The organism is Delftia sp. K82, assembly GCF_002193035.1.
Classification (GTDB): Bacteria; Pseudomonadota; Gammaproteobacteria; order Burkholderiales; family Burkholderiaceae_C; genus Comamonas; species Comamonas acidovorans.
Genome location: NZ_MYFL01000008.1, coordinates 132967 through 152752, shown reverse-complemented (window position 1 = coordinate 152752; position 19786 = coordinate 132967). Strand labels below are relative to the sequence as shown.

At 55.3% G+C, this 19786-nt stretch carries 18 protein-coding genes and 3 pseudogenes; 12 read left to right on the top strand and 9 right to left on the bottom strand.

Features of this window, described 5'->3' with window-relative positions; genetic code table 11:
* Window positions 1–238 precede the first annotated feature (238 nt).
* From KDK82_RS30435 to KDK82_RS30420, 3 genes are all read right to left on the bottom strand, one after another.
* On the bottom strand, window positions 239–595 hold the full coding sequence (locus tag KDK82_RS30435) for a GNAT family N-acetyltransferase (protein WP_088167111.1): 357 nt from the start codon (window positions 593–595) through the stop codon (window positions 239–241).
* 625 nt (window positions 596–1220) lie between these two features.
* Complete coding sequence (locus KDK82_RS30425; protein WP_088167098.1) at window positions 1221–1694, bottom strand: GNAT family N-acetyltransferase; 474 nt, start codon at window positions 1692–1694, stop codon at window positions 1221–1223.
* Window positions 1695–1834: 140 nt separating this feature from the next.
* On the bottom strand, window positions 1835–2458 hold the full coding sequence (locus tag KDK82_RS30420) for a tyrosine-type recombinase/integrase (protein ID WP_088167097.1): 624 nt from the start codon (window positions 2456–2458) through the stop codon (window positions 1835–1837).
* A 212-nt stretch (window positions 2459–2670) separates the two neighbouring features.
* Between KDK82_RS30420 and KDK82_RS30415 the strand changes: the two genes are divergently transcribed.
* The 10 genes and pseudogenes from KDK82_RS30415 to KDK82_RS30370 form a co-directional block, all read left to right on the top strand.
* A complete protein-coding gene (locus KDK82_RS30415; RefSeq protein WP_088167096.1) occupies window positions 2671–2994 on the top strand; it encodes a helix-turn-helix transcriptional regulator in 324 nt (107 codons plus the stop codon).
* Between the two features lie 11 nt (window positions 2995–3005).
* Window positions 3006–3500, top strand: coding sequence for an ArsI/CadI family heavy metal resistance metalloenzyme (locus tag KDK82_RS30410; protein WP_088167095.1), 495 nt, complete (start codon window positions 3006–3008; stop codon window positions 3498–3500).
* Window positions 3501–3506: 6 nt separating this feature from the next.
* Entirely contained in the window at window positions 3507–4013 is a 507-nt protein-coding gene (locus tag KDK82_RS30405) for an arsenate reductase ArsC (protein ID WP_088167094.1), read from the top strand.
* A gap of 51 nt (window positions 4014–4064) precedes the next feature.
* Window positions 4065–5354, top strand: a complete 1290-nt coding sequence (locus tag KDK82_RS30400) for an arsenic transporter (protein ID WP_088167093.1) — start codon at window positions 4065–4067, stop codon at window positions 5352–5354.
* A 26-nt stretch (window positions 5355–5380) separates the two neighbouring features.
* Window positions 5381–5812: an arsenate reductase (glutaredoxin) gene (gene arsC, locus KDK82_RS30395; RefSeq protein ID WP_088167092.1), complete on the top strand. Its 432-nt coding sequence runs from the start codon at window positions 5381–5383 to the stop codon at window positions 5810–5812.
* Window positions 5799–6515 (top strand): arsenical resistance protein ArsH, encoded by a 717-nt coding sequence (arsH, locus tag KDK82_RS30390; protein ID WP_088167091.1) that lies wholly within the window; start codon window positions 5799–5801, stop codon window positions 6513–6515. Before arsC ends, arsH begins: the two co-directional genes overlap by 14 nt.
* Window positions 6516–6527: 12 nt before the next feature.
* A complete protein-coding gene (locus tag KDK82_RS30385; RefSeq protein WP_088167090.1) occupies window positions 6528–7724 on the top strand; it encodes an MFS transporter in 1197 nt (398 codons plus the stop codon).
* A gap of 20 nt (window positions 7725–7744) precedes the next feature.
* Complete coding sequence (locus KDK82_RS30380) at window positions 7745–8809, top strand: ArsO family NAD(P)H-dependent flavin-containing monooxygenase (protein WP_088167110.1); 1065 nt, start codon at window positions 7745–7747, stop codon at window positions 8807–8809.
* Window positions 8810–8865: 56 nt separating this feature from the next.
* Window positions 8866–9216, top strand: coding sequence for a helix-turn-helix transcriptional regulator (locus tag KDK82_RS30375; RefSeq protein ID WP_046986829.1), 351 nt, complete (start codon window positions 8866–8868; stop codon window positions 9214–9216).
* Between the two features lie 23 nt (window positions 9217–9239).
* Window positions 9240–9833: pseudogene (locus KDK82_RS30370) on the top strand (flavin-containing monooxygenase); the annotation flags it as partial.
* Between the two features lie 251 nt (window positions 9834–10084).
* On the opposite strand, the gene KDK82_RS30365 reads toward KDK82_RS30370, so the two are convergent.
* Window positions 10085–11268 (bottom strand): IS3 family transposase gene (locus KDK82_RS30365; RefSeq protein ID WP_088165044.1). Its coding sequence is split into 2 segments (ribosomal slippage): window positions 10085–10977 and window positions 10977–11268, totalling 1185 coding nucleotides; the frame shifts between segments, so codons are not numbered across the junction.
* A gap of 1100 nt (window positions 11269–12368) precedes the next feature.
* On the opposite strand from KDK82_RS30365, the pseudogene KDK82_RS30360 reads away from it, so the two are divergent.
* A pseudogene (locus KDK82_RS30360) lies at window positions 12369–12572 on the top strand (integrase core domain-containing protein); the annotation flags it as partial.
* Window positions 12573–12599: 27 nt separating this feature from the next.
* On the opposite strand, the gene KDK82_RS32490 reads toward KDK82_RS30360, so the two are convergent.
* From KDK82_RS32490 to KDK82_RS32470, 5 genes are read right to left on the bottom strand one after another with little or no spacing between them, the layout of a single operon-like run.
* Window positions 12600–12944, bottom strand: coding sequence for a hypothetical protein (locus tag KDK82_RS32490; RefSeq protein ID WP_143343579.1), 345 nt, complete (start codon window positions 12942–12944; stop codon window positions 12600–12602).
* Between the two features lie 11 nt (window positions 12945–12955).
* A complete protein-coding gene (locus tag KDK82_RS32485; RefSeq protein WP_143343578.1) occupies window positions 12956–13867 on the bottom strand; it encodes a hypothetical protein in 912 nt (303 codons plus the stop codon).
* Window positions 13864–14451 (bottom strand): hypothetical protein, encoded by a 588-nt coding sequence (locus tag KDK82_RS32480; RefSeq protein WP_143343577.1) that lies wholly within the window; start codon window positions 14449–14451, stop codon window positions 13864–13866. Before KDK82_RS32480 ends, KDK82_RS32485 begins: the two co-directional genes overlap by 4 nt.
* Window positions 14448–16694 (bottom strand): hypothetical protein, encoded by a 2247-nt coding sequence (locus tag KDK82_RS32475; protein WP_143343576.1) that lies wholly within the window; start codon window positions 16692–16694, stop codon window positions 14448–14450. The genes KDK82_RS32480 and KDK82_RS32475 overlap by 4 nt, the downstream gene beginning before the upstream one ends.
* The gene (locus tag KDK82_RS32470) at window positions 16669–18384 is read right to left on the bottom strand and encodes a hypothetical protein (RefSeq protein ID WP_143343575.1); all 1716 of its coding nucleotides are present in this window, start codon (window positions 18382–18384) and stop codon (window positions 16669–16671) included. The genes KDK82_RS32475 and KDK82_RS32470 overlap by 26 nt, the downstream gene beginning before the upstream one ends.
* 225 nt (window positions 18385–18609) lie before the next feature.
* On the opposite strand from KDK82_RS32470, the pseudogene KDK82_RS30355 reads away from it, so the two are divergent.
* A pseudogene (locus tag KDK82_RS30355) lies at window positions 18610–19749 on the top strand (OB-fold nucleic acid binding domain-containing protein); the annotation flags it as partial.
* Window positions 19750–19786: the final 37 nt, after the last annotated feature.

Here is a 19786-nt window from a genome sequence, read left to right as displayed (position 1 = left end):
ATACACGCAGATAACTCCTTGATTTCACACGTCCTCGCAAGCCATGCGCCACCGATCTTTAGAGAGATGCGCCGTTGTACTTTCGTCTGTACGGAAAACGCGCCACTGTACTTTAGATTTTTTGGCCAGCAAGGCTGAGGAGCGAGCTATCGGCCGAGGCGCAAGCGCTCAAGGCCGATGGGCGGCGGCGTCGCGGGTTGGCAAGGGCTCTCGTGTGGCAGCTACCGACCCAAAGCGGTCATGGTCGCCGTTTCTCCAGTCGGATGTCTCCGCCACCAATATCGGACTCGCTACCCCATCCTATGTGACGATAGAGTCGCGCAGCGCGGCTCCCAGCGCCGGTTTCAAGCCATGCGGCATGGCGCCGCTCAAACAATGCGGCTTCACATGTCTGAGTCAGACGCGTACCTATACCGCGACCCTCATGTTCAGGCAACACAAACAGTGCGAACAGGCACGCGTCGTCCAAGCCGACCATCGCAAAGCCAACAACCTCCTCATCGATGGTTGAAACCCAAGCGCAAGGTCCGCTTTCAATGGCCAGGGCTATGGCTTCCGGCGTGACGCCTATCGCTGAAAGCTCGTCGGCAGTCATCGTGTTTTCTCCAACCGATGCTCTGACTTTGAACATTGCACTCACGTCTGTGACAGACGCAGGCCGAATTCTTGAAGGACAAGTTTTCATGAGGAAATGGTAGCGGCGACCGTCTGTTGCGGCCGAAAGCGAGCGCATTGGAAACCCGTGAGGCGCTTTTTCATCTGAGGTTCGCACCATCTATCAGAACGACAGGTATCTCGGTGAGATCTACGCCCTCTAGACAACGTACATTCACGGCCCATCCTTCGAATGGAAGCTTGCCCTCTGCCAGTTCGTCTTCCGTTGGGTTGCTTGGAACACGAAAAGGCAGGATTCCGCAAATTGGACAGAAGTAGTCCTTGCCCGTCCTTGTACCCCATTCATACACGCTCAGACTATCCAAGGAGCTCAGCACTCGCAGCGCTTTTTTGGGGACCCGGTGAATCAGTGCACCTCGGCGTGTGCACACAGAACAATTGCAGCTTCGCACGTGGTTGAGATCAAGCTCAACCTCGAAGCGACACGCGCCGCAGTGACATGAGCCTTCGTAGGTTTTCATGGACCGAATTCTCTCCTAGAGCCGTGTCTGAAGGACCGCTCCTGGCCAGCGTTCTGCCGGTCACAGGACTGCTCGAGCCGACGCTCATCCGCCACGCAGAAGCTCCTTCCGCATCAAGGAATTCTGGACCGTCACACCCCGAAGCAGAGGTAGTCGTCGCTCGACGACCTTGAACCCGTGGAGAGCAAAGAACGGCTCGGCAGTCGTGCTCACGTCCGACGTCAGCTCGCCCAGACCAAGCGACTGGGCCTCTTCATGGATACGAGCCATCAGAAGTGTGCCAATTCCCTGTCGCGGATGGGCGCCTGAGACGAAGAAGTGGTCGACGTAGCCGTCCGGCTGAACGTCCGCATAGCCGACGATTTCACCGTCAAGCTCGACCACGAAGGGTCGGATTCCTCGAACTTTGTTCGCCCATAGGTCCATGTCGAGGTCCGCAGGCGCCCATGCCTCCACTTGCTCAGGTGAGTAGTTGCGAGAGGCGACCTCATGAATGGCCGTGAAGTACACACGGAACAACGCAGCTTCATCACCATGCCTGAACCGACGAATCTCCATGAGGTCCTCAATAAGCCATAAAACTAACCACGAGTCTGTCACATCTAGCCCGAGAAGCGAACGTCCGCACCCGGTGCCAGCTAGCCGCCGTTCAGCGCGGCCGAACCAAGCTTGCGCCCGTGCGGCCGTCACTGAGCACCTCAGATTTCCGTCTGTTCTGAGATTTCTAGGGCGTCATCAACCTCGATGCCCAGATATCTCACTGTCGACTCGAGCTTGGAGTGTCCTAGAAGCAGTTGAACCGCCCTGAGATTTTTGGTGCGCCGGTAAATCAGCGTTGCCTTTGTTCTGCGCACAGAGTGCGTGCCGTACTCTGCCCGGTCCAGGCCGAGCTCCTCTACCCAGTGCCCGAGGATCCGAGCGTACTGTCGGGTGCTCAAATGAGGCGACTCGTGCAGCCGGCTGGGGAACAGGAAGTCCTCGGACTTCAGGCGGGCCTGCTTGATCCAGACCTGTAATACGTCTCGCGTTACCTGGGTGATCTCGAACTGGACCGGTCGCCGTGTCTTCTGCTGCATGACGATGGCGCGCGTCGCCACCTGATCGCCATGGCACACGTCCCGAACCTTGAGTGCGACGAGGTCACAGCCGCGCAGCTTGCTGTCGATACCGAGGTTGAACAGGGCGAGTTCACGAACCCTGCCGTCCATCTGGAGCCGAACGCGTAGCGCCCAAATGTCCTTGAGTTTGAAGGGCACCTTTTGGCCGACGAGCTTGCCCTTGTTCCAAGGCTCGCGGTGAATGAAGTTGCCTGTGGTTCCCATGATGGTCTCCCATCGAGTAAAGAACACTACAGGATGCACTTCTCAACGGACCGAAGTCGCCGCGTTGCCGGTGCTCCACGCCGGCTACGCGGGAATTTTCGACGTCGGCTGACTTGCGTGCTTGTGAAATGTAAGTCTCGGCAATGAGACCTTCAAGGATGTCACTCTCTCAACATAATTCAACTATTCAACATTTGATGTATTATTGTCAAATGCAAGAAGCCCAAGTCATCCGCTCTCTCTCCGCCCTGGCCCATGAAGCCCGCCTGCGCGTTTTTCGCGCCCTCGTGGTCGCAGGCCCCGAAGGGCTGACACCCAGTGTCTTGGCCGAGCTGTTGGGCATCGCTCCCAATGCACTGTCCTTCCATCTCAAAGAGTTGTCCCATGCTGAGCTGGTCAGTCAGGAACGTCATGGGCGCAACGTGCTGTACCGGGCCGCGTTCCCTGCGATGAACGACCTCTTGGCCTACCTCACCGAAAACTGCTGCCAGGGCGCTGTGTGCACTTCGGCAGATGCCTCTTCCTGCAACTGCTAACGGAGCACACGATGAAACGCTTCCACGTCCACATGCACGTCGATGATCTGGCCAAGAACATCACCTTCTACTCCCAGCTCTTTGGCGCAGAACCTGTCCGGGTGGAAACCGATTACGCCAAGTGGATGCTCGATGAACCTCGGGTGAACTTCGCCATCTCGACCCGGGGCAACAAGCCTGGGCTGGACCATCTTGGCTTCCAGGTGGATGAAGCAGTGGAGCTGGCAGAGCTCAAGGCGCGCGCCGAGTCTGCGGACATGGCACTGCTGGATGAGGGCACTACCACCTGCTGCTACGCCCGCAGCGACAAGCACTGGATCACCGACCCCCAAGGCATCGCCTGGGAGCACTTTCATTCCCTTGAAAACATCCCTGTGTTCAATGAAGCGGCGCAGTCGGCGCCCAAGGCCAGCGCCTGCTGCAGTCCTGCCGCAGCGGCGACAACCACTGCGTCTTCATGCTGTGCACCCCACCCCCAAACTTCCCACTCCAAGTCTTGCTGCTGAGGCTTTATGACCAACACTACAACACCCTTGAATGTTCTGTTTCTGTGCACCCACAACTCGGCGCGCAGCATCCTGGCGGAAGCCTTGCTCAACGATATGGGCCAGGGGCGCTTTAAGGCCTATTCGGCTGGAAGCAGCCCACGAGCCAACCAGCAGCCCAACCCGCTGGGCTTGCAAGTGCTGCAACGCGCAGGCGTGTCCGTAGAGGGCCTGCGCAGCAAGAGCTGGGACGAGTTTGCCGTGGCCGATGCGCCGAAGATGGATCTGATCATCACCGTCTGCGACAACGCCGCAGGCGAAGTCTGCCCCATCTGGCCCGGACACCCCGCTACTGCGCACTGGGGCTACCCCGATCCTTCTGAAAGCGATGCTGATGACGACGCCAAGCTCGAAGCTTTCCGCCAGACCATGCACATGATTCGCCGCCGTCTGGAGCTGCTGGTGAATCTGCCCGCAGACAAGCTGGAGAAGGCACGACTGCAGGGCTCAGCCCGCGAACTGATCGCGCACTGATCCACTGCCTCGCCAACGCACACCCATCACTTACCCACGGTCTCCATCACGATGCTTTCGGCTGTACTGATCTTTTTTTTCACCCTGGTTTTGGTCATCTGGCAACCACGAGGCCTGGGTATTGGATGGAGTGCCTCTTTGGGGGCCGTTATCGCTTTGCTGCTGGGGGTGGTGCATCTGGCCGACATTCCCGTGGTATGGCACATCGTCTGGAACGCCACCGCAACCTTTGTCGCGGTGATCATCATCAGCTTGCTGCTGGATGAGGCCGGGTTCTTCGAGTGGGCAGCGCTGCACTTCGCGCGTTGGGGCGGCAGCAAAGGCTCCAAGCTGTTTGCCTTTATCGTGCTGCTGGGCGCCGCCGTGTCGGCACTGTTCGCCAACGATGGGGCCGCGCTGATCCTCACTCCCATCGTCATGGCCATGCTCGTGGCGCTGGGCTTTTCGCCGGCAACGACCTTGGCTTTTGTGATGGCGGCAGGCTTCATTGCGGACACGGCCAGCCTGCCGCTGATCGTCTCCAACTTGGTCAACATCGTCTCTGCCGACTTCTTCAAGATCGGCTTCAACGAGTACGCCTCTGTCATGGTGCCAGTCAATATGGTCTCGGTGCTCGCCAGCTTGGCCATGCTGATGCTGTTCTTTCGCCGGGATATTCCAGCCTCCTACGACCTTGGCCAGCTCAAGCGCCCAGCCGATGCCATCAAAGACCCAGCTACATTCCGCGCTGGCTGGGTAGTACTTGCGTTGCTGCTGATTGGCTTCTTTGGCCTGGAGCCATTGGGAGTGCCTGTGAGCGCCGTGGCGGCAGCGGGCGCGGTCATCTTGCTGGCCGTGGCAGGCCGTGGGTCGGTCATCAGTACCAAGAAGGTGCTGCATGGTGCCCCCTGGCAGATCGTGATCTTCTCGCTGGGCATGTATCTGGTGGTCTACGGGCTGCGCAATGCAGGCCTGACGGACTATCTGGCTGCGATGCTGGAGCGTTTTGCACATGGCGGTGTATGGGGCGCAGCCATTGGCACGGGACTGCTGTCTGCCTTGCTGTCATCCGTAATGAACAACATGCCGACAGTGCTGGTGGGCGCTTTGTCCATCGACGCCTCCAGTGTCAGCGGCATCGTTAAAGAGGCGATGGTCTATGCCAACGTAATCGGTTGTGACCTGGGTCCCAAGATCACCCCCATCGGTAGCTTGGCCACGCTGCTGTGGCTGCATGTGCTGGCAAAGAAGGGCACCACGATCAGCTGGGGCTACTACTTCAAGGTTGGCTCGGTGCTGACCGTACCCGTACTGCTTGCCACTTTGGCTGCCCTGGCATTGCGCCTGAGCATCTTTGCCTGAACACACCCCTCTGTCCTGGAGCCGGTATGAGCAATATCACCATCTATCACAACCCCGCCTGCGGCACCTCCCGCAACGTACTGGCCTTGATCCGCAACAGCGGCGAAGAGCCCACGGTCATCGAATACCTCAAGACGCCTCCTGATCGGCCCATCTTGGAGCGCTTGCTGGCCGAAATGGGCGTGCCGGTGCGCGAGGTCCTGCGGCAAAAAGGCACGCCGTTCGATGAACTCGGTCTGAGCGATCCCAAGTGGACCGACCAGCAGCTGATCGACTTCATGCTTGAGCATCCAATTCTGATCAATCGACCCATCGTGGTGACGCCGCTGGGTACTCGTCTGTGCCGGCCGTCTGAGGCCGTGCTGGACATTTTGCCCCGCCCTCAGTTGGGCGCATTCACCAAAGAAGACGGAGAGGCCGTCATCGACGCGAAAGGACAACGTGTTGCACAGCACTGATTTACCCAACCTCGACGAACACTCCTTCGAGACTGCGGACCTGACTCGGTTGCTGCCTGCCCAGCGCGCAACGCATGCACCTCGCATCTTGCTGCTTTATGGATCGGCCCGTGAGCGCTCCTACAGCCGACTGCTGACGGAGGAAGCTGCTCGGCTGCTTCGCAAACTAGGGGCAGAGCCTCGGATCTTCGATCCACGTGGGCTGCCGCTGCCAGACGATGCGCCGGAGAGCCATCCCAAGGTCCAGGAACTGCGCGATCTGGTGCAGTGGTCCGAAGGCATGGTGTGGACTTCACCCGAGCGCCATGGCGCAATGACCAGCATCCTCAAAGCCCAGATTGACTGGATTCCGCTCGCCGTGGGCGCTGTGCGGCCGACCCAAGGCAAGACCCTGGCGGTGATGCAGGTCATTGGGGGTTCGCAGTCATTCAACGCACTCAACCAGATGCGCGTGCTGGGACGCTGGATGCGTCTGATCACCATCCCCAACCAGTCGTCGGTGGCCAAGGCATTCTTGGAGTTCGATGAAGTCGGTCGCATGAAGCACTCTGCCTACTATGAGCGGGTGGTCGATGTGATGGAGGAGCTGGTCAAGTTCACGCTGCTGACCCGCGACAGTGCAGATTACCTTGTGGACCGCTACAGCGAGCGACGTGAGTCTGCACAAGCACTCTCGCAACGCGTTAATCAGCGAAGCATCTAAAGCGCCGAGACGATGCAACGCCGCACCCGGATCACTGCCATGCTGGGCGTGGCCCAAACGCTGTCGTGGGCTTCGTCGTACTACCTTCCTGCTGTTTTAGCAGAGCCGATCAGCAGCGCGGTCGGCATGGCGTACTCCACGGTATTCGCGGCCTTCTCGGTGGCGCTTTTGGTTTCCGCTGCCATGGGACCCATTGCAGGACGGTTCATTGACCGCTTCGGTGGCCGTCCAGTATTGGTCGCCAGCAACCTGGTGTTCGCTGCTGGACTGGTGATCCTTAGTCTAGCCACGCAGGCCAGCCATGTGTTCCTGGCCTGGGCCGTCATGGGCATAGCCATGGGCAGCGGCCTGTACGAAGCCGCCTTTGCCACTGTCGTTCGCCTGTATGGCCAGGACGCTAGGCGTGCCATCACTGGCATCACGTTGTTTGCCGGCTTCGCCAGTACCGTAGGCTGGCCGCTTTCCAGCTATCTCGCGCATGAGTTTGGCTGGCGTGAGGCATGTCTGGCGTGGGCACTGCTGCACCTTCTTTTGGGACTTCCGCTCAACCTGCTGCTGCCGCGCGCAGCTGCTGCAGTAGCTGAACCGGAACCAGGTGATAAACAACCTGCGGCCAGCCCCCACGAGCATTCAAGCGCAGCTGGCAAGCCGCACAGATCCACAGCCTATCTGATGGCCTATGTGTTTGCGGTTTCGTGGTTCATCAGCACGGCGATGGCGGCGCACCTGCCGCAGCTTCTGCAGACGACTGGAGCAGCAATTGGCGTTGCCATCGGAGCCGCTGCGCTGGTGGGGCCCTCGCAGGTGGCGGGGCGGTTGGTGGAATACGGGTTCCTGAAAAACGCCCACCCTCTGCTGTCTGCCAAGCTGGCCATCTTGGCGCATCCCGCTGCAGCACTGTGTCTGTATCTGATTGGAGCGCCTGCAGTGAGTCTGTTTGCAGTCTTGCACGGGCTTGGGAACGGAATTTTGACGATTGCCGTGGGCACGTTGCCGCTCAAGGAGTTTGGTGCACAGGGCTATGGACAGCGGCAAGGCTGGTTGATGGTGCCCGCGCGCATCGTGCAAGCGGGGTCCCCGTTTCTCTTCGGAATGGCTGTATCCCATTGGGCGCTGGGAGCATTGTGGCTTTCCTCAATGCTCGGCATCACCGCGTTCTTTGCGCTGTGGGCCATGCGCATTCAGCCCCGCGCTGCAAGTGCGCAATAAATTTGGAGGTCGATGTGAGCGTGACACTGTATGACGTGATCATTGTTGGAGGAGGCCAGGCAGCACTGTCCGTTGTCTACTTCCTGAGGCGCACAAACCGCTCAGTGCTGATCTTGGACGCAGAGGATGCAGGTGGAGGAGCCTGGCAGCATGGCTGGGACTCTCTGCGCCTGTTCTCTCCTGCAAATTGGAGCTCCATTGCTGGCTGGCCCATGCCTAGCTCCGGGGAGCAGTACCCAAGCCGCGACCAGGTTGTTAGCTACCTGCGGCAGTACGAAGCCCGCTACAACCTCTCGGTACAGCGGCCCGTGCTGGTGACGGCGGTGGAGCGTAGAGACCACGGTTTTGCCGTAACGGCAGGTGACCGGTCGTGGGATGCGCGCGTGGTAGTGAGTGCCACAGGGACTTGGCGCAACCCGTTTATTCCGGAACTCGAAGGTCGGTCCGCGTTTGGCGGTCTCCAGGTTCACTCCGCACATTACGTATCGCCCAGCGCATTTCAAGGACTGCGCGTCATGGTGGTTGGCGGTGGCAACTCGGGTGCGCAGATCTTGGCCGAGGTTTCGCAGGTCGCTGTGTCCACTACCTGGGCCACTTTGAGCCCGCCTGCCTTTCTGGCAGACGATGTGGATGGAAGAGTGCTCTTTGAACGCGCAACTGCACGGTGGCTGGCAATCCAAGAAGGCCGTGACCCGACAGACTTGCCAGGGGGATTTGGCGATGTCGTCATGGTGCCCCCTGTCGTGGATGCCCGCGCACGTGGCGTGCTTCATGCCGTAGGAGCTTTTGAGAGTCTGACAGCTGAAGGCGCACAGTGGGCGGACGGCACCAGCCGCACGTTTGAAGCCATCTTGTGGTGCACCGGGTTTAAGCCCGCACTCCAGCATCTGGAGTCTCTTGGCGTGGTGGCCGATAGCAAAGTCACCGTAGACGGAACACGTGCGCGCGATGTGCCAGGCCTCTGGCTGGTCGGCTACGGCGAGTGGACCGTGCCCGCATCGGCCACTCTGATAGGTGTCATGCGCACCGCGCGCTCCACTGCAACCGAGATTGACCAGTACCTTACTGGCCAAGTGCCAGCGTAGGCACCGCTGGGTGTGTCGGTTTACATGTGCATGTAAATGCACGTATTATTCGATACATGACTACCTCGCCTCTCAACCGTACGCATGCTATTGACGCCGCCATCGGGTCCTTGGAAAGCAGCTTTTTCAAGGCGCTTTGCGAGCCTGCCCGGATTGCAGTGCTCAAGCGCGTGATGCAACTAGGGAGCGCTGATGTAACGGAGATCGCTGCCGAGTTGCCCCAGGAGCGCTCTGTGGTTTCTCGCCATCTGCAGATACTGTCTGAGGCTGGCATCGTGCGCGCGCAGAAGTCAGGCCGACAGATGTTCTATGAGGTGGACGGTCCCTCAATCATCCAGCGGCTGGAGGACATGCTTTCACACACCAAAGGCATTGCAGCTCACTGCTGCCCTGGCAATCAGCGGTAGTTTTTTTCATCTTATATGTGTATATGTGCGCACAAATGAACATAAATAACTTCGAAGTGATCGTGATCGGTGGCGGCCAGGCTGGCATGGCGTGCGGGTGGCACCTACAACGCCAAGGGCGTGACTTTGTAATCCTGGATGCGCAAGACAGGCCTGGGGGAAATTGGCGCAACTACTACGACAGCCTCACGCTGTTTTCGCCGGCACGGTACTCGGGGTTGCCTGGCATGGCATTTCCGGGAGATCCAGGTCGCTACCCCCTGCGCGATGAGGTGGTTGGGTACTTGGAGCAATACAGTGAGCTCTTCCAGTTGCCCATCAAACAAAAAGCGCAGGTTGTCCTGGTGGAGCGAGAGGGGACAGGCTTTCGCGTCGCAACAGCAGATGAACAGATCTTTTTTTCCAAGGCCGTCGTGGTGGCCACGGGGGCATTCAGCCACCCCTACATCCCCGAAATAACAGGCCTGCAGGACTTTGAGGGCCGCGTGCTCCACAGCGCAAGTTTTGGAAGAGCCCAAGAGTACTCTGGAGAGCGTGTCATCGTGGTGGGCGCTGCAAACTCTGCGGTACAGATAGCGCATGAGCTGGCCCAACTGGCGAATGTGACGTTAGCGACCCGAGAACCTGTGCGCTTCTTTCCCCAGCGGCCTTTTGGCATCGACTTCCACGCTTGGTTGAAATGGACTGGTTTAGAGAAGACCAGATGGCTCAACGACCAAAGCACCCCTGTGCTCGATCGTGGGACCTATCGACGTGCGCTGCACTCTGGGCTGATTCGGCACAAAGACATGTTCCATCAAGTGACGCGTGATGGTGTGGTCTGGCAAGACGGGACATATGACCCTGCCTCGTTTCCACGTACACCAAGTCATGCAGCCAAACGAGCGTTCTCCCAGGTCACTGGGGGCAGGAAGCCGTTGGCCGAGTGCAGGCGCTGGCGGTTGTACCAGCCCTCGATCCAATCGACTATGTCCAGCCTGGCCTGCGCTCGCGTGTCGTAGCGTACCTGATGGATGCGCTCGACCTTCAGCGTCTTGAAGAAGCTCTCCATCGGCGCGTTGTCCCAGGCATTGGCCTTCCTGCTCATGGACATCGTGATGCCCAGCTCGGCGGCCAGTGCCCGGTAGCGCCCGCCGGCATACTGCGACCCGCGGTCGGTGTGGACCAGCAGCCCCTTGGCAGGTTTGCGCAGCCACCATGCCGACTTCAAAGCGGAGCACACCAGCGTGGCGTCGATGGTCTCGGACATCGACCAGCCGACGATGCGCCGACTGGCCAGGTCCAGCACGGCGGCCAGGTACAGCCAGCCCTCGCAGGTGGGCACGTACGTGATGTCCGCCACCCACGCCTGGTCGCTCTGCCAACCATCAAAGCGCCGATCCAGCAGATTCGGCGCCACCGGCAAACGGTGCGCCGAGTCGGTGGTCGTCACGAACGGCTTTCTGTACACCGGGCGCAGGCCCTGGCGCCGCAGGCTCTTTCGCACTCGCTCGGCGCTGACGACCTCTCCCTGCTGGCGCAGCTTGTGAACGATCCGAGGGCGGCCATAGCTTCGACGGCTGGCATCGTGGATGGCCGCCACCTTGGCGTCCAGAGCCTGGTTGGCCAGCGTGTTGGGACTGGGCGGGCGCACGCGCCATTGGCAGTAGCCGCTGCGAGACACCTGCAGCACGCGGCAAAGCCGACTGACGGTGTATTGGTCGCGATGCTCGTCGATCCAGGCGTACTTCATCGCGACCCCCTGGCGAAGTACGCCGTCGCTTTTCGAAGGACTTCCACATCCAGCTTCGCGTCGGCCAGTTCTCTGCGCAGGCGGCTGTTCTCCGCCTCCAGTTCACTCACGGGGCGGCGCGCAGGCGCCTCGGTGGGCGGCACAGCCGCGCCACTGCCGCCGCTCGCTGCGACACCTCGCCTGGACCAGTTGCCCAACGTTGCCACCGGCACGCCCAGGCGACGTGCTGCCTCGTGTCCGCCGACTGACGCCGCGAGTCTGACGGCCTCAGCCTTGAATTCCTGTGTGTACTGCCGCTTGGGCAGCTTGCCTTCTTTCATTTCGATTCTCCGTACCTCTGAAGTTATCAACTTCTTGCTGTACGTGAAATCGAGGCAGGGTCAATATGAGCCGGTTGAAAGCATCATCTTTGCCACAGGATTTCGCCCGAACCTGGGAGCACTCGGTCAGCTGCCAGTGTTCGATCAACAAGATCGGGTAGCTCATAAAAGCGGTGTCTCGACTACGGTGCCGGGCCTGTACTTCGTAGGGTTGCCCAAGCAGCGCAGCTTTGCATCGGCCACATTGCGAGGTGTGGGGCCAGATGCTCAGTACATAGCTAAAGACTGATAGCTCAATTGCGCTGATTCAGAATGACTGCTTTGGGTGGTGGATTCAACCGCGCTGCGCAAAGTCGATCCTTCAAACCGATGCAGGACGAATCGAGCAATCGGCTGGCAGCTTCCAAGGTTGGAGCGGTCGTCCATGACCGGAACCGCTCAACGACCGGTGTTGATCGTTGCGGTCACTCGTGCACTGCACCGTGAATGGCTCAGATCAGCCTGAAGCAGCCGGCCAGACGGGCGTCGCTGCTGACTACTCCTGGCCGACAGCAGCCTCTACTTGAGGACCAGACTTTTCAGGGCCGTACCGTCATCCTGCCGAGCGCCGTAGATGGCTCGCATAAAAATGCACTGTAGGGGTGGTGTGGCCGCCGCTAAGGCCCAGGGCGCTTCACCCGCGCCCGAATTCTAGGCATTCAAACGATGCACACCCTTCATCGCGCCGGTGCACCAGTGCGGTAGGGCTGGCGGAGCACTCGAACCCACTCCGCATAGGTCAACGTCCGAGCTTTCGATCCTCGTTCGCGCCCGACCCAGCGCATTCGCCCTGTACGGCCAGCTCAGCGTGGATGCCTTCGACGCCGAGGCCTCGGGTGGTCTCGATGCGTGGGACCCACTCACGCCAGGCAGCCCCTGGTGACCCAGCTCAGCCCTACCGCCACGAGTTCTATGTGCCTGCAGGCAACGCTTCGCCGCAGTCCATCGCGGCTGCGCCCCGCAAAAACAGCAGTTCAGTGTGGAAAACTAATGTGCTGTGGGCTTCCGCCCGAGTTAAGAGTTTTATTGTGTAGTTCAGTCTTTTTGTGGAATCCACAACGGCCGAGAGTTTCGTGAACACCTTCAAACGTGACTACGTGGCCCGCATGGACCTGCGTGACGCGCAGACGGTACTGGCGGAACTGCCAACGGCCTTCGAGTACTTCGACTAAGTGCATCCGCATTCTTCGTTGAAAATGCGTTCGCATCAGGAGTTCAGGCGGCAACACGCGGCATGGGCTGACCAGGCGCACTACTGCGAATAGGGCGGGGGCGGGAATACGGGAGCAACATCATTTTTTGCTAGTTTTTGGTGTTGGTAATAGTGCAATTCGACGAAGCTTGTTGAGTTCACTTCTAAGTCGAGATAGTTCACTTTCCTGTTCTTGTCGCTCTAAGCGCGCTTTCTTGGACTGCGCAGCGGACGCATACGATAAAAATTGAAATGGATTCTTATGTCCAAGTCTCATGGCGACGGCGGGTGCAATTGACATCGAACTAGTGTCCATACCAGCGCTTAGGCGTGTCTCTACTTCTTTATCTACTGCATCCGAAGTGAACTTCCCTCGGAAACTATGAATTGAGGTGCCTTTTTCGAAGCCAAGAGATCTCATTGCCTTTGCAATGAGCTGGGTCATGGCCCGATCAGTTAATGGCTTACCACTGCGTTCAGATAAGAAGATTCGACCTTTGTGATCGGTTTTTTTATCCGTTTTTTGATTATTAATTCAGCCCTTTGGTTCTCTATGAAACTTGATATCTGTATTGCAAGATCCTTTGGAATTGGAAATGAGTTGGAGTAATTTTTCTTCTGTTTTGAAGGTGTAATCCAAAATTCATCTGTGGAATTGGCTATGTCTTCCGCAAGAAATTGGTTGGTGTTTAAAGAATTTATTGATCCTCTTCTTAAGCCGACGCGTGACGCAATGTCGATGAATAGCGAATTTCGATAAACTAAATAATTGCTTGAGGGTGATGCGAAAAAGTATGCATGAAGATCGTCGACAGTCCTTTCGGTTGGTAGTTGTCTGGGGGTGACGTGAGAACTGTTCTGAAATGAAGTCCGGAAGCAGAGCGGGGTGCTATAAGAATTCGCTGCTTTCCATGAAGAAGTTTGCAAAGAACGATTGCTTGATTGCCTAACCTCGCTCCTGACTGAGCCTCTAGGACCAATTAGATTTGACCTACACATGCCGCTGCTTTGTAACCAGTGGAGCCAATGATATATTCGGCGCAATTTTGCATTAACTGTTATTTTTGATTTTTCTTCTACACCTCGATGGGATCTCGCAGATATTGTCTTCTTGAGTAAATTATCTCGATAAAGAGCGAGATTCTCGTCATTCAAACTGTCAATCTTCAATTTTCTCGCGCGTAGATAGTTCTCAAGTTCCACTAAATGTCGAAGTTCTTGCTCGATAGTGGACGTGGAGAGCATTCTACTTTTCATGGCCAAACCGTAGTTGACGATATTTCTCAATACCGTCATGTTACCTATGTCATAGCAAATAAATTCAGTACTTTGGGCATATGAAACCTTAGAAAGGATGATTTCATTCATTTGATTCTGGAGATTTTGTTTCGTTTTAGATTTCCATCTCTTAGGGCTTTTAGAGTGGATTTAAGCTCCTCAATTTCTTTGTCTCGAGACTGAAGTAGCCCCCGAAATTCGCATGCGACCGAGGTAAGTTGACTCTCTAACTCTTCAATCTTTGCATTCGCCTTGAAGGTCTCACGTATTGCGTCGATAAGTGCTCGCTCGGAAATTTCACGCAGTGTCCGATGAAGATTTTTCGAATTTCTAAGTGCGGCAATCCGCTCGCTCTTGGTTTTGGAGGCATGTCGGAATGCGTTGCCATCTGCAAGAATGGCAATCAGCGTTGCTTTGATCTTTGGGTACTTATCAAGCGTCGCAAGTGCGTTCTTTTGAAATGATAAATTTGTTATGTCTTTGGGAATTTCTTGAGATGCCCACAAGTTGAATGCGCGAATGCTCTTCGGAATCTTAAGGTCCTCAGGCAAATTCTGCATACTCTGTAGACTGCGTAGTGCCTGAATTTTAGTTGTGATATTTAATTTGGCATTATTTTTGTTTGTTTCTGAAATATGGCTAATCCGTGATTTTGAATTAATCATTGATTTCAATTGGAGGTCCCAAGTCTGTCTCTATGGAGATGAATAATTGCTTCAAGGTTTTGAAGGTTGGTTAGATAAAGTCTGTATTTAATTGAGTCCGCTTGAAGTTCGGCGATTTCTCTTTTCATTAACTTGTGTTCCTGCTCGAGTCCGTCTAAGTGAACTGAAGTGCAACGGTGGTATGGGCAGTTATGGCAGATATTTGGAGAAGCATTTTCTTGTTGAAGCAACTTGGTATTTCGGCTGTAGCAACGGGCTGCTGGTCGTGCTATACCTGCATTACAGTCCCCATGCCCAAATGGTATCGTGCTATGCCCTCGATCAAGAAGCAATTTTGAGAGCCTGGCTGACTGATCTCGCAAGTCAGAGTCTCGGTAATCAAGCATATTGGATAAGCGACTGTGAAATTTCTGAATAAGTCGCATAAAACCTCCTGAGCTTCTCGCGGTACCTGAAAGAATCTCGAGAACGACGGATTCAATCTTCTCCCTACCAACCTCATTAACTGCTTCCTGCAACTCGTTCGCGTGGGAATTCCTTGCACGACTGATTTCTTCCTTGGGTATTTTCCAGAGGAACTCCGCGCGATCATTCAATGACCGCGTTCCAGGGTCAAAAACGTAGTGCAGAGTTTGATTGAGATCGCGATGGCGCAGTTGTTGCGCGAGAGCCTGTAGGAGGGCATTTTCGTAACGATAATGAAACACAATTGCGTATGCTCTCCTAAACATATGAGGATTTATGTCTGGTGCTTCGGAGGTTGAATAGGCGCGCTTGAGAAAATGTCGAGCATCTCCTTTGCCAGTAGTCGATGCGCGATACCATGAGGGTTTTGGGAAGGCACCTATGAAATTTAAACATATGAACAAACTATGTTCTTCTCGTGGCGGGGAGCCGTGGGAATTAAACCAGGCAATTGTCGATAATTTCTCTAAAATCTTGAACGCTTTGTAACTAATTTCATTGACGTAAAATGGTATGTATTGCATATCCGTCTTTTCTATGTAGAAAAGACATTCGTACAGGCTCAGAGTTTTATCAATCACCTCAAGACTCTGGGTCTTCAGTCCTACGACTTTGCCTGCTACTTCATCTCGTCGCCGGCCATTCATTATCGCGATAACGAAAAAGCAAGCGGTCTGCAGCATTTTGGAAAGGGACACGACGGATGTCTCGTCATCAAAACGATCGGATTGAAGTGAGGTTACTTTCACGTTCAGGAGTGACTCAACTACTTCTCTTTCTGCAATACTCTTCAATGCAATAGTGCATTTTTCTCGATGAGAAAGCCCCTCTTGTTTCATGCAATGCGCTGATTCCACGAGAGATACGTTCATTTTCAAAATAGCCGGCCCATAGGTTTCAATCCATTTAAACCCTTCTGTCAGTAATGTTGCAAGCGAGTCGGGAGAGATATTTTTCGTTCTATTAGGCGGTTTGCCATTTTTTTTGGCAAAATTATTTGCGCTGAACGCGGGAATATTTTGAAGGCCATAAGGGGCGGGAAGATCTGCAAGCTTAATCAGCTCAGTGCACAGCATTAGTACGCGCTTATAAGACATCCCTTCTCGTAATGGAGGCAGCTCTTGATCAAGGTGATAGCCTAAAACATGATATCGAGAGATTATCTCCGTACGAATTGGGCGAGTCTCTATCTGACTTACGCTGGTCCCGAGTAGTCGCGCGACTTCTGTCCGGTTTATATTAACAGACTTGTCCTTCCATCGACTTATTTTGTCCAGATCTTGTTTGGACATGCCAGATATCGCTTTATGGGCCCGTTCGGAAATATCTAAGGCGAGGGACCACCCTCCTGCACTGTATTTTTCTAATAGTTTGTCCCACAATGCGAATGGCCAATCGGAGAATTTATGAATGTTGTTAAGCCAGCAGTACTCAGAGAACTTGACGTAATTCAACGCGAGCTCAGCTGCGACCTCCGCGGTGGTTTTACACCAACGTTGACGCAGCAAGTGCGCATCTAAAGTCATTGCAATCGCTATGCAAATATGGGGGTGTTGTCGAAGTTTGGTAGGTTGTTCTGAAATAAGTGAGGCCGGCATCCATAAATTTCCAATGTCAACTGTTTTCCAATTATTTTCACCTTTAATAGAGTGGAGTATCTTAAAATTGAGCACCCATTCCCCAGAAATTTTAAAATTCGAGCAGACAGGGGTAAATGGCCTTTCTCTGTCTTTCTCAAAATATTGAATGTCAACATTTTGACTACTCTTCTGTGACTTTGTCTTCATAGAATTTTGCAATGTGACGGTAGGGGCCCGTTTTGAGTGCTTCACACAATCCGATTGCGAAGAGCATTGATTGCAAGTGGAATTTCTCGAATGCTGCTGGGTTTCGATTAAGGATTCTCTGCCAGTTGCGCTCGTAGAAGTGCTTGCTACGGAAGGCTTCCTCCATCCGCTTATGGTTGATCTCAATTCGGCGATTGCCGCATCCATCGGCGCTGTGGCAGTGGCGAGCCGAGCAGGATAATCCATCGAGCCAATCCCTAAGGGGCGGATCTTCTGGTGCTATACAAGAACTCCCGTCCCCAATTGGAATGAGAGGTACTGTCGTATCTGCTGATGCGGGATCCATTGCATATCGTACGGATGCCTCCCAACGCCGTTGGAACTCTAGATTAGTAGCCGCATTGAGGCGCTGATGAAGAGTGGAATCCAAGTATGCTGCTATCGACCCCATCCCACGGTGGCCTGCTGCCTCCATCGCTGCGAATGCGCCATCCTGCCCGAGCGCTACTAACGTAAGTGCTTGGGCGCGCACATCCTCGAGAAAGAAAGGCTGAAGATTATGTTTCTCTCTAAAATTTCGAAGATGAAAGCCCCAGTTTGCCCTGCGTCGTGAAATACCAGTCTTTCGGTCCAAACGTGCGGTTAGCCAGAATCTCTCTTCTGTGGCCTGGGAGTAGCCTCGCTTGATAGATTGGTCGAGTGATCGCTCGACTAGTGAGATAGCCTGCATGGCGAGTTCGTCTGTAGTCTCAATGACTACAGCTGGTGTTTCGTTGAAGACTTTGGTTTTAATGGATTGAAGTTGTACGAATGATCGGCTGCGAGTGATTGATGATTTCCTCATTTCTATAACTGAGCTGATGTTCCATTTTGTTCGAATTTGAATGACAAGGGCGCAAGCAATTGCCGTGTTCGCCGGTAGAAAGGTGTCATATCTCAATAGGTTGGAGAATCCCCCAACTGGTTGAATTTCTAAGTGCTGACAGATATAACGGGTTATTGCTTGCCCGTAAGGATGTATAAATCCTTGTGGGGTGCTTTTATTTTGTACTGCTTTGAGGTCTGTCTGTAGGTAAAGCGAAAATAGTCCAATTAAATCTCTTTCGCTTAAATCGGTCCTCATCGGGTGACGATAATTATCTCGGATAAATGTTGCATTTTTTGGAATGGGGATCTCACGTAGAAGTGCAAGCTTTTTACATGCCTTTTCGTATGAGTTAATTTCATTTAGACATGCTGTCTCAATGTGCTTAATATCGAGTTTAAGTCTATCCTCGACTTTTTCCTTAAGATCTTTGGCTGTGCTGTGTCGCAGTGCGCTAACTGGCGGCGTCGGCTCTCCGGTGGATGGGTCAATAAAAATGCCATCGCTTATAATTTTCTGCGGATTTTTTTGCCTAAGCAGTTTTGTTTTGTAAACAGTCTTAATTCTTGAAATACGTCCTTCGGGGTTGTATGCGATTAATGCGTCACGAACAAATTTTCTTGTGACTATTGAAGCTTGGCGCGCCATTGAGTGAGTACAGTTTTCGAGGAGGTATGTCTCCATGTTCTCAAAGAGGCGGGCGAGGGTCTCTGGCTCGACGGCATTGAAGACCTCTGCACTTTCAACTGACCAGTAGAGATCCTTTTCCAACGCATGCAGGCCGATATCAAGAGAGTCCCATGCCGAAAAGTGGAGTGGCTCCAAGGCTGTGGCTTCGGATAAGTTGACTAAGGTAGGCCATGCCCAGATTGCGAAGGCTGTATCCCAATCCTGAAGACGGAGGATGCGCGTCCGTATGGACTCTCTCCCGTACCTACGCGCGTAAGTTCGCAGCTCAAGGGTGCCGGACGTCACCTTGTTCGAGCTAAGTTCAGATATCTTTGCAGCCACTAGGTGTGCTCGCATGTTGATCAAAGTTCATGCTACATCGAGCAGGTCATGCAGATTTCCATCCTTGCAGCGGGATTCACGCCCGGCGAGGCCGATGGCCTGCGCCGGGCAATGGCCGCGTGGAAGCGCAAGGGCGGGCTGGAAAAATACTACGACAAGATCGTCCAGGGCATGACGGCGCGTGGCTACGACAAGTCCTTCGCCGACGCCATCTTCGAGCAGATCAAGGGTTTCAGCGCGTATGGCTTCCCGGAGTCGCATGCCGCCAGTTTTGCACTGCTGGTCTACGCCTCGTGCTGGCTCAAGCGTCATGAGCCTGCAGCGTTCCTGGCGGCCATGCTCAATAGCTTCCCGCTCGGCTTCTATTCGCCCAGCCAACTTGTCCAGGACGCGATCCGACATGGCGTCGAAGTGCGCCCGGTGGACGTGATGCATAGCCAGGTTGATTGCACGCTGGAAGACATCGAGCACCGGCCCGCCGTGCGCCTGGGCTTGCGCCTGATCGGGGGCCTGAGGGCGAGTAGCGCGAGACGCATCGAGTCCGAGCGGGCGCGAGCGCCGTTCGACAGCGCTGAGCAACTGGCCAGGCGCGCTGGCCTCGAACAGCATGAAATGAAGCAGCTCGCCGCCGCCGACGCGCTGGCCTCGCTGTCCGGGCACCGACGCCAGCAGGTCTGGGAAGCTGCAGCGCTTTACGCACCGCCGCAGCTACTACGCGACGCGCCAATCGAAGAAGACGAGTTGGAGCTGGAGGCGGCTCGCGAAGGTGAAGAGGTGCTTTGGGACTACACCTCGATAGGACTGACCTTGCGCAGCCACCCGCTGAAGCTGCTCCGACCCAGGCTCGATCGCTACAAGCTCAAGACCTCCGCGCAGTTGCGGCATGTTCCGAATGGCTACACCGTGCGCACGGCCGGCATCGTAACGTTGCGCCAACAGCCTGACACTGCCAACGGCACGATCTTCCTGTCATTGGAGGACGAGGACGGGGCCACCCAGGTCATCGTATGGCAGGACGTGCGGGACGAACAAAGAGAAGTGTTGTTGAACTCTAGGCTGTTGGCGGTCAAAGGACGGTGGCAGCGTAACGGTGATGTATGCAATCTCATCGCTATCCGACTGGCGGATCTCAGCCATCTACTTGGGCGCCTGGCCACTGAAAGTAGGAATTTCAAATAGCAGATGCCCCGCAATGAAAAGGGCCGGGTTCGCCGGC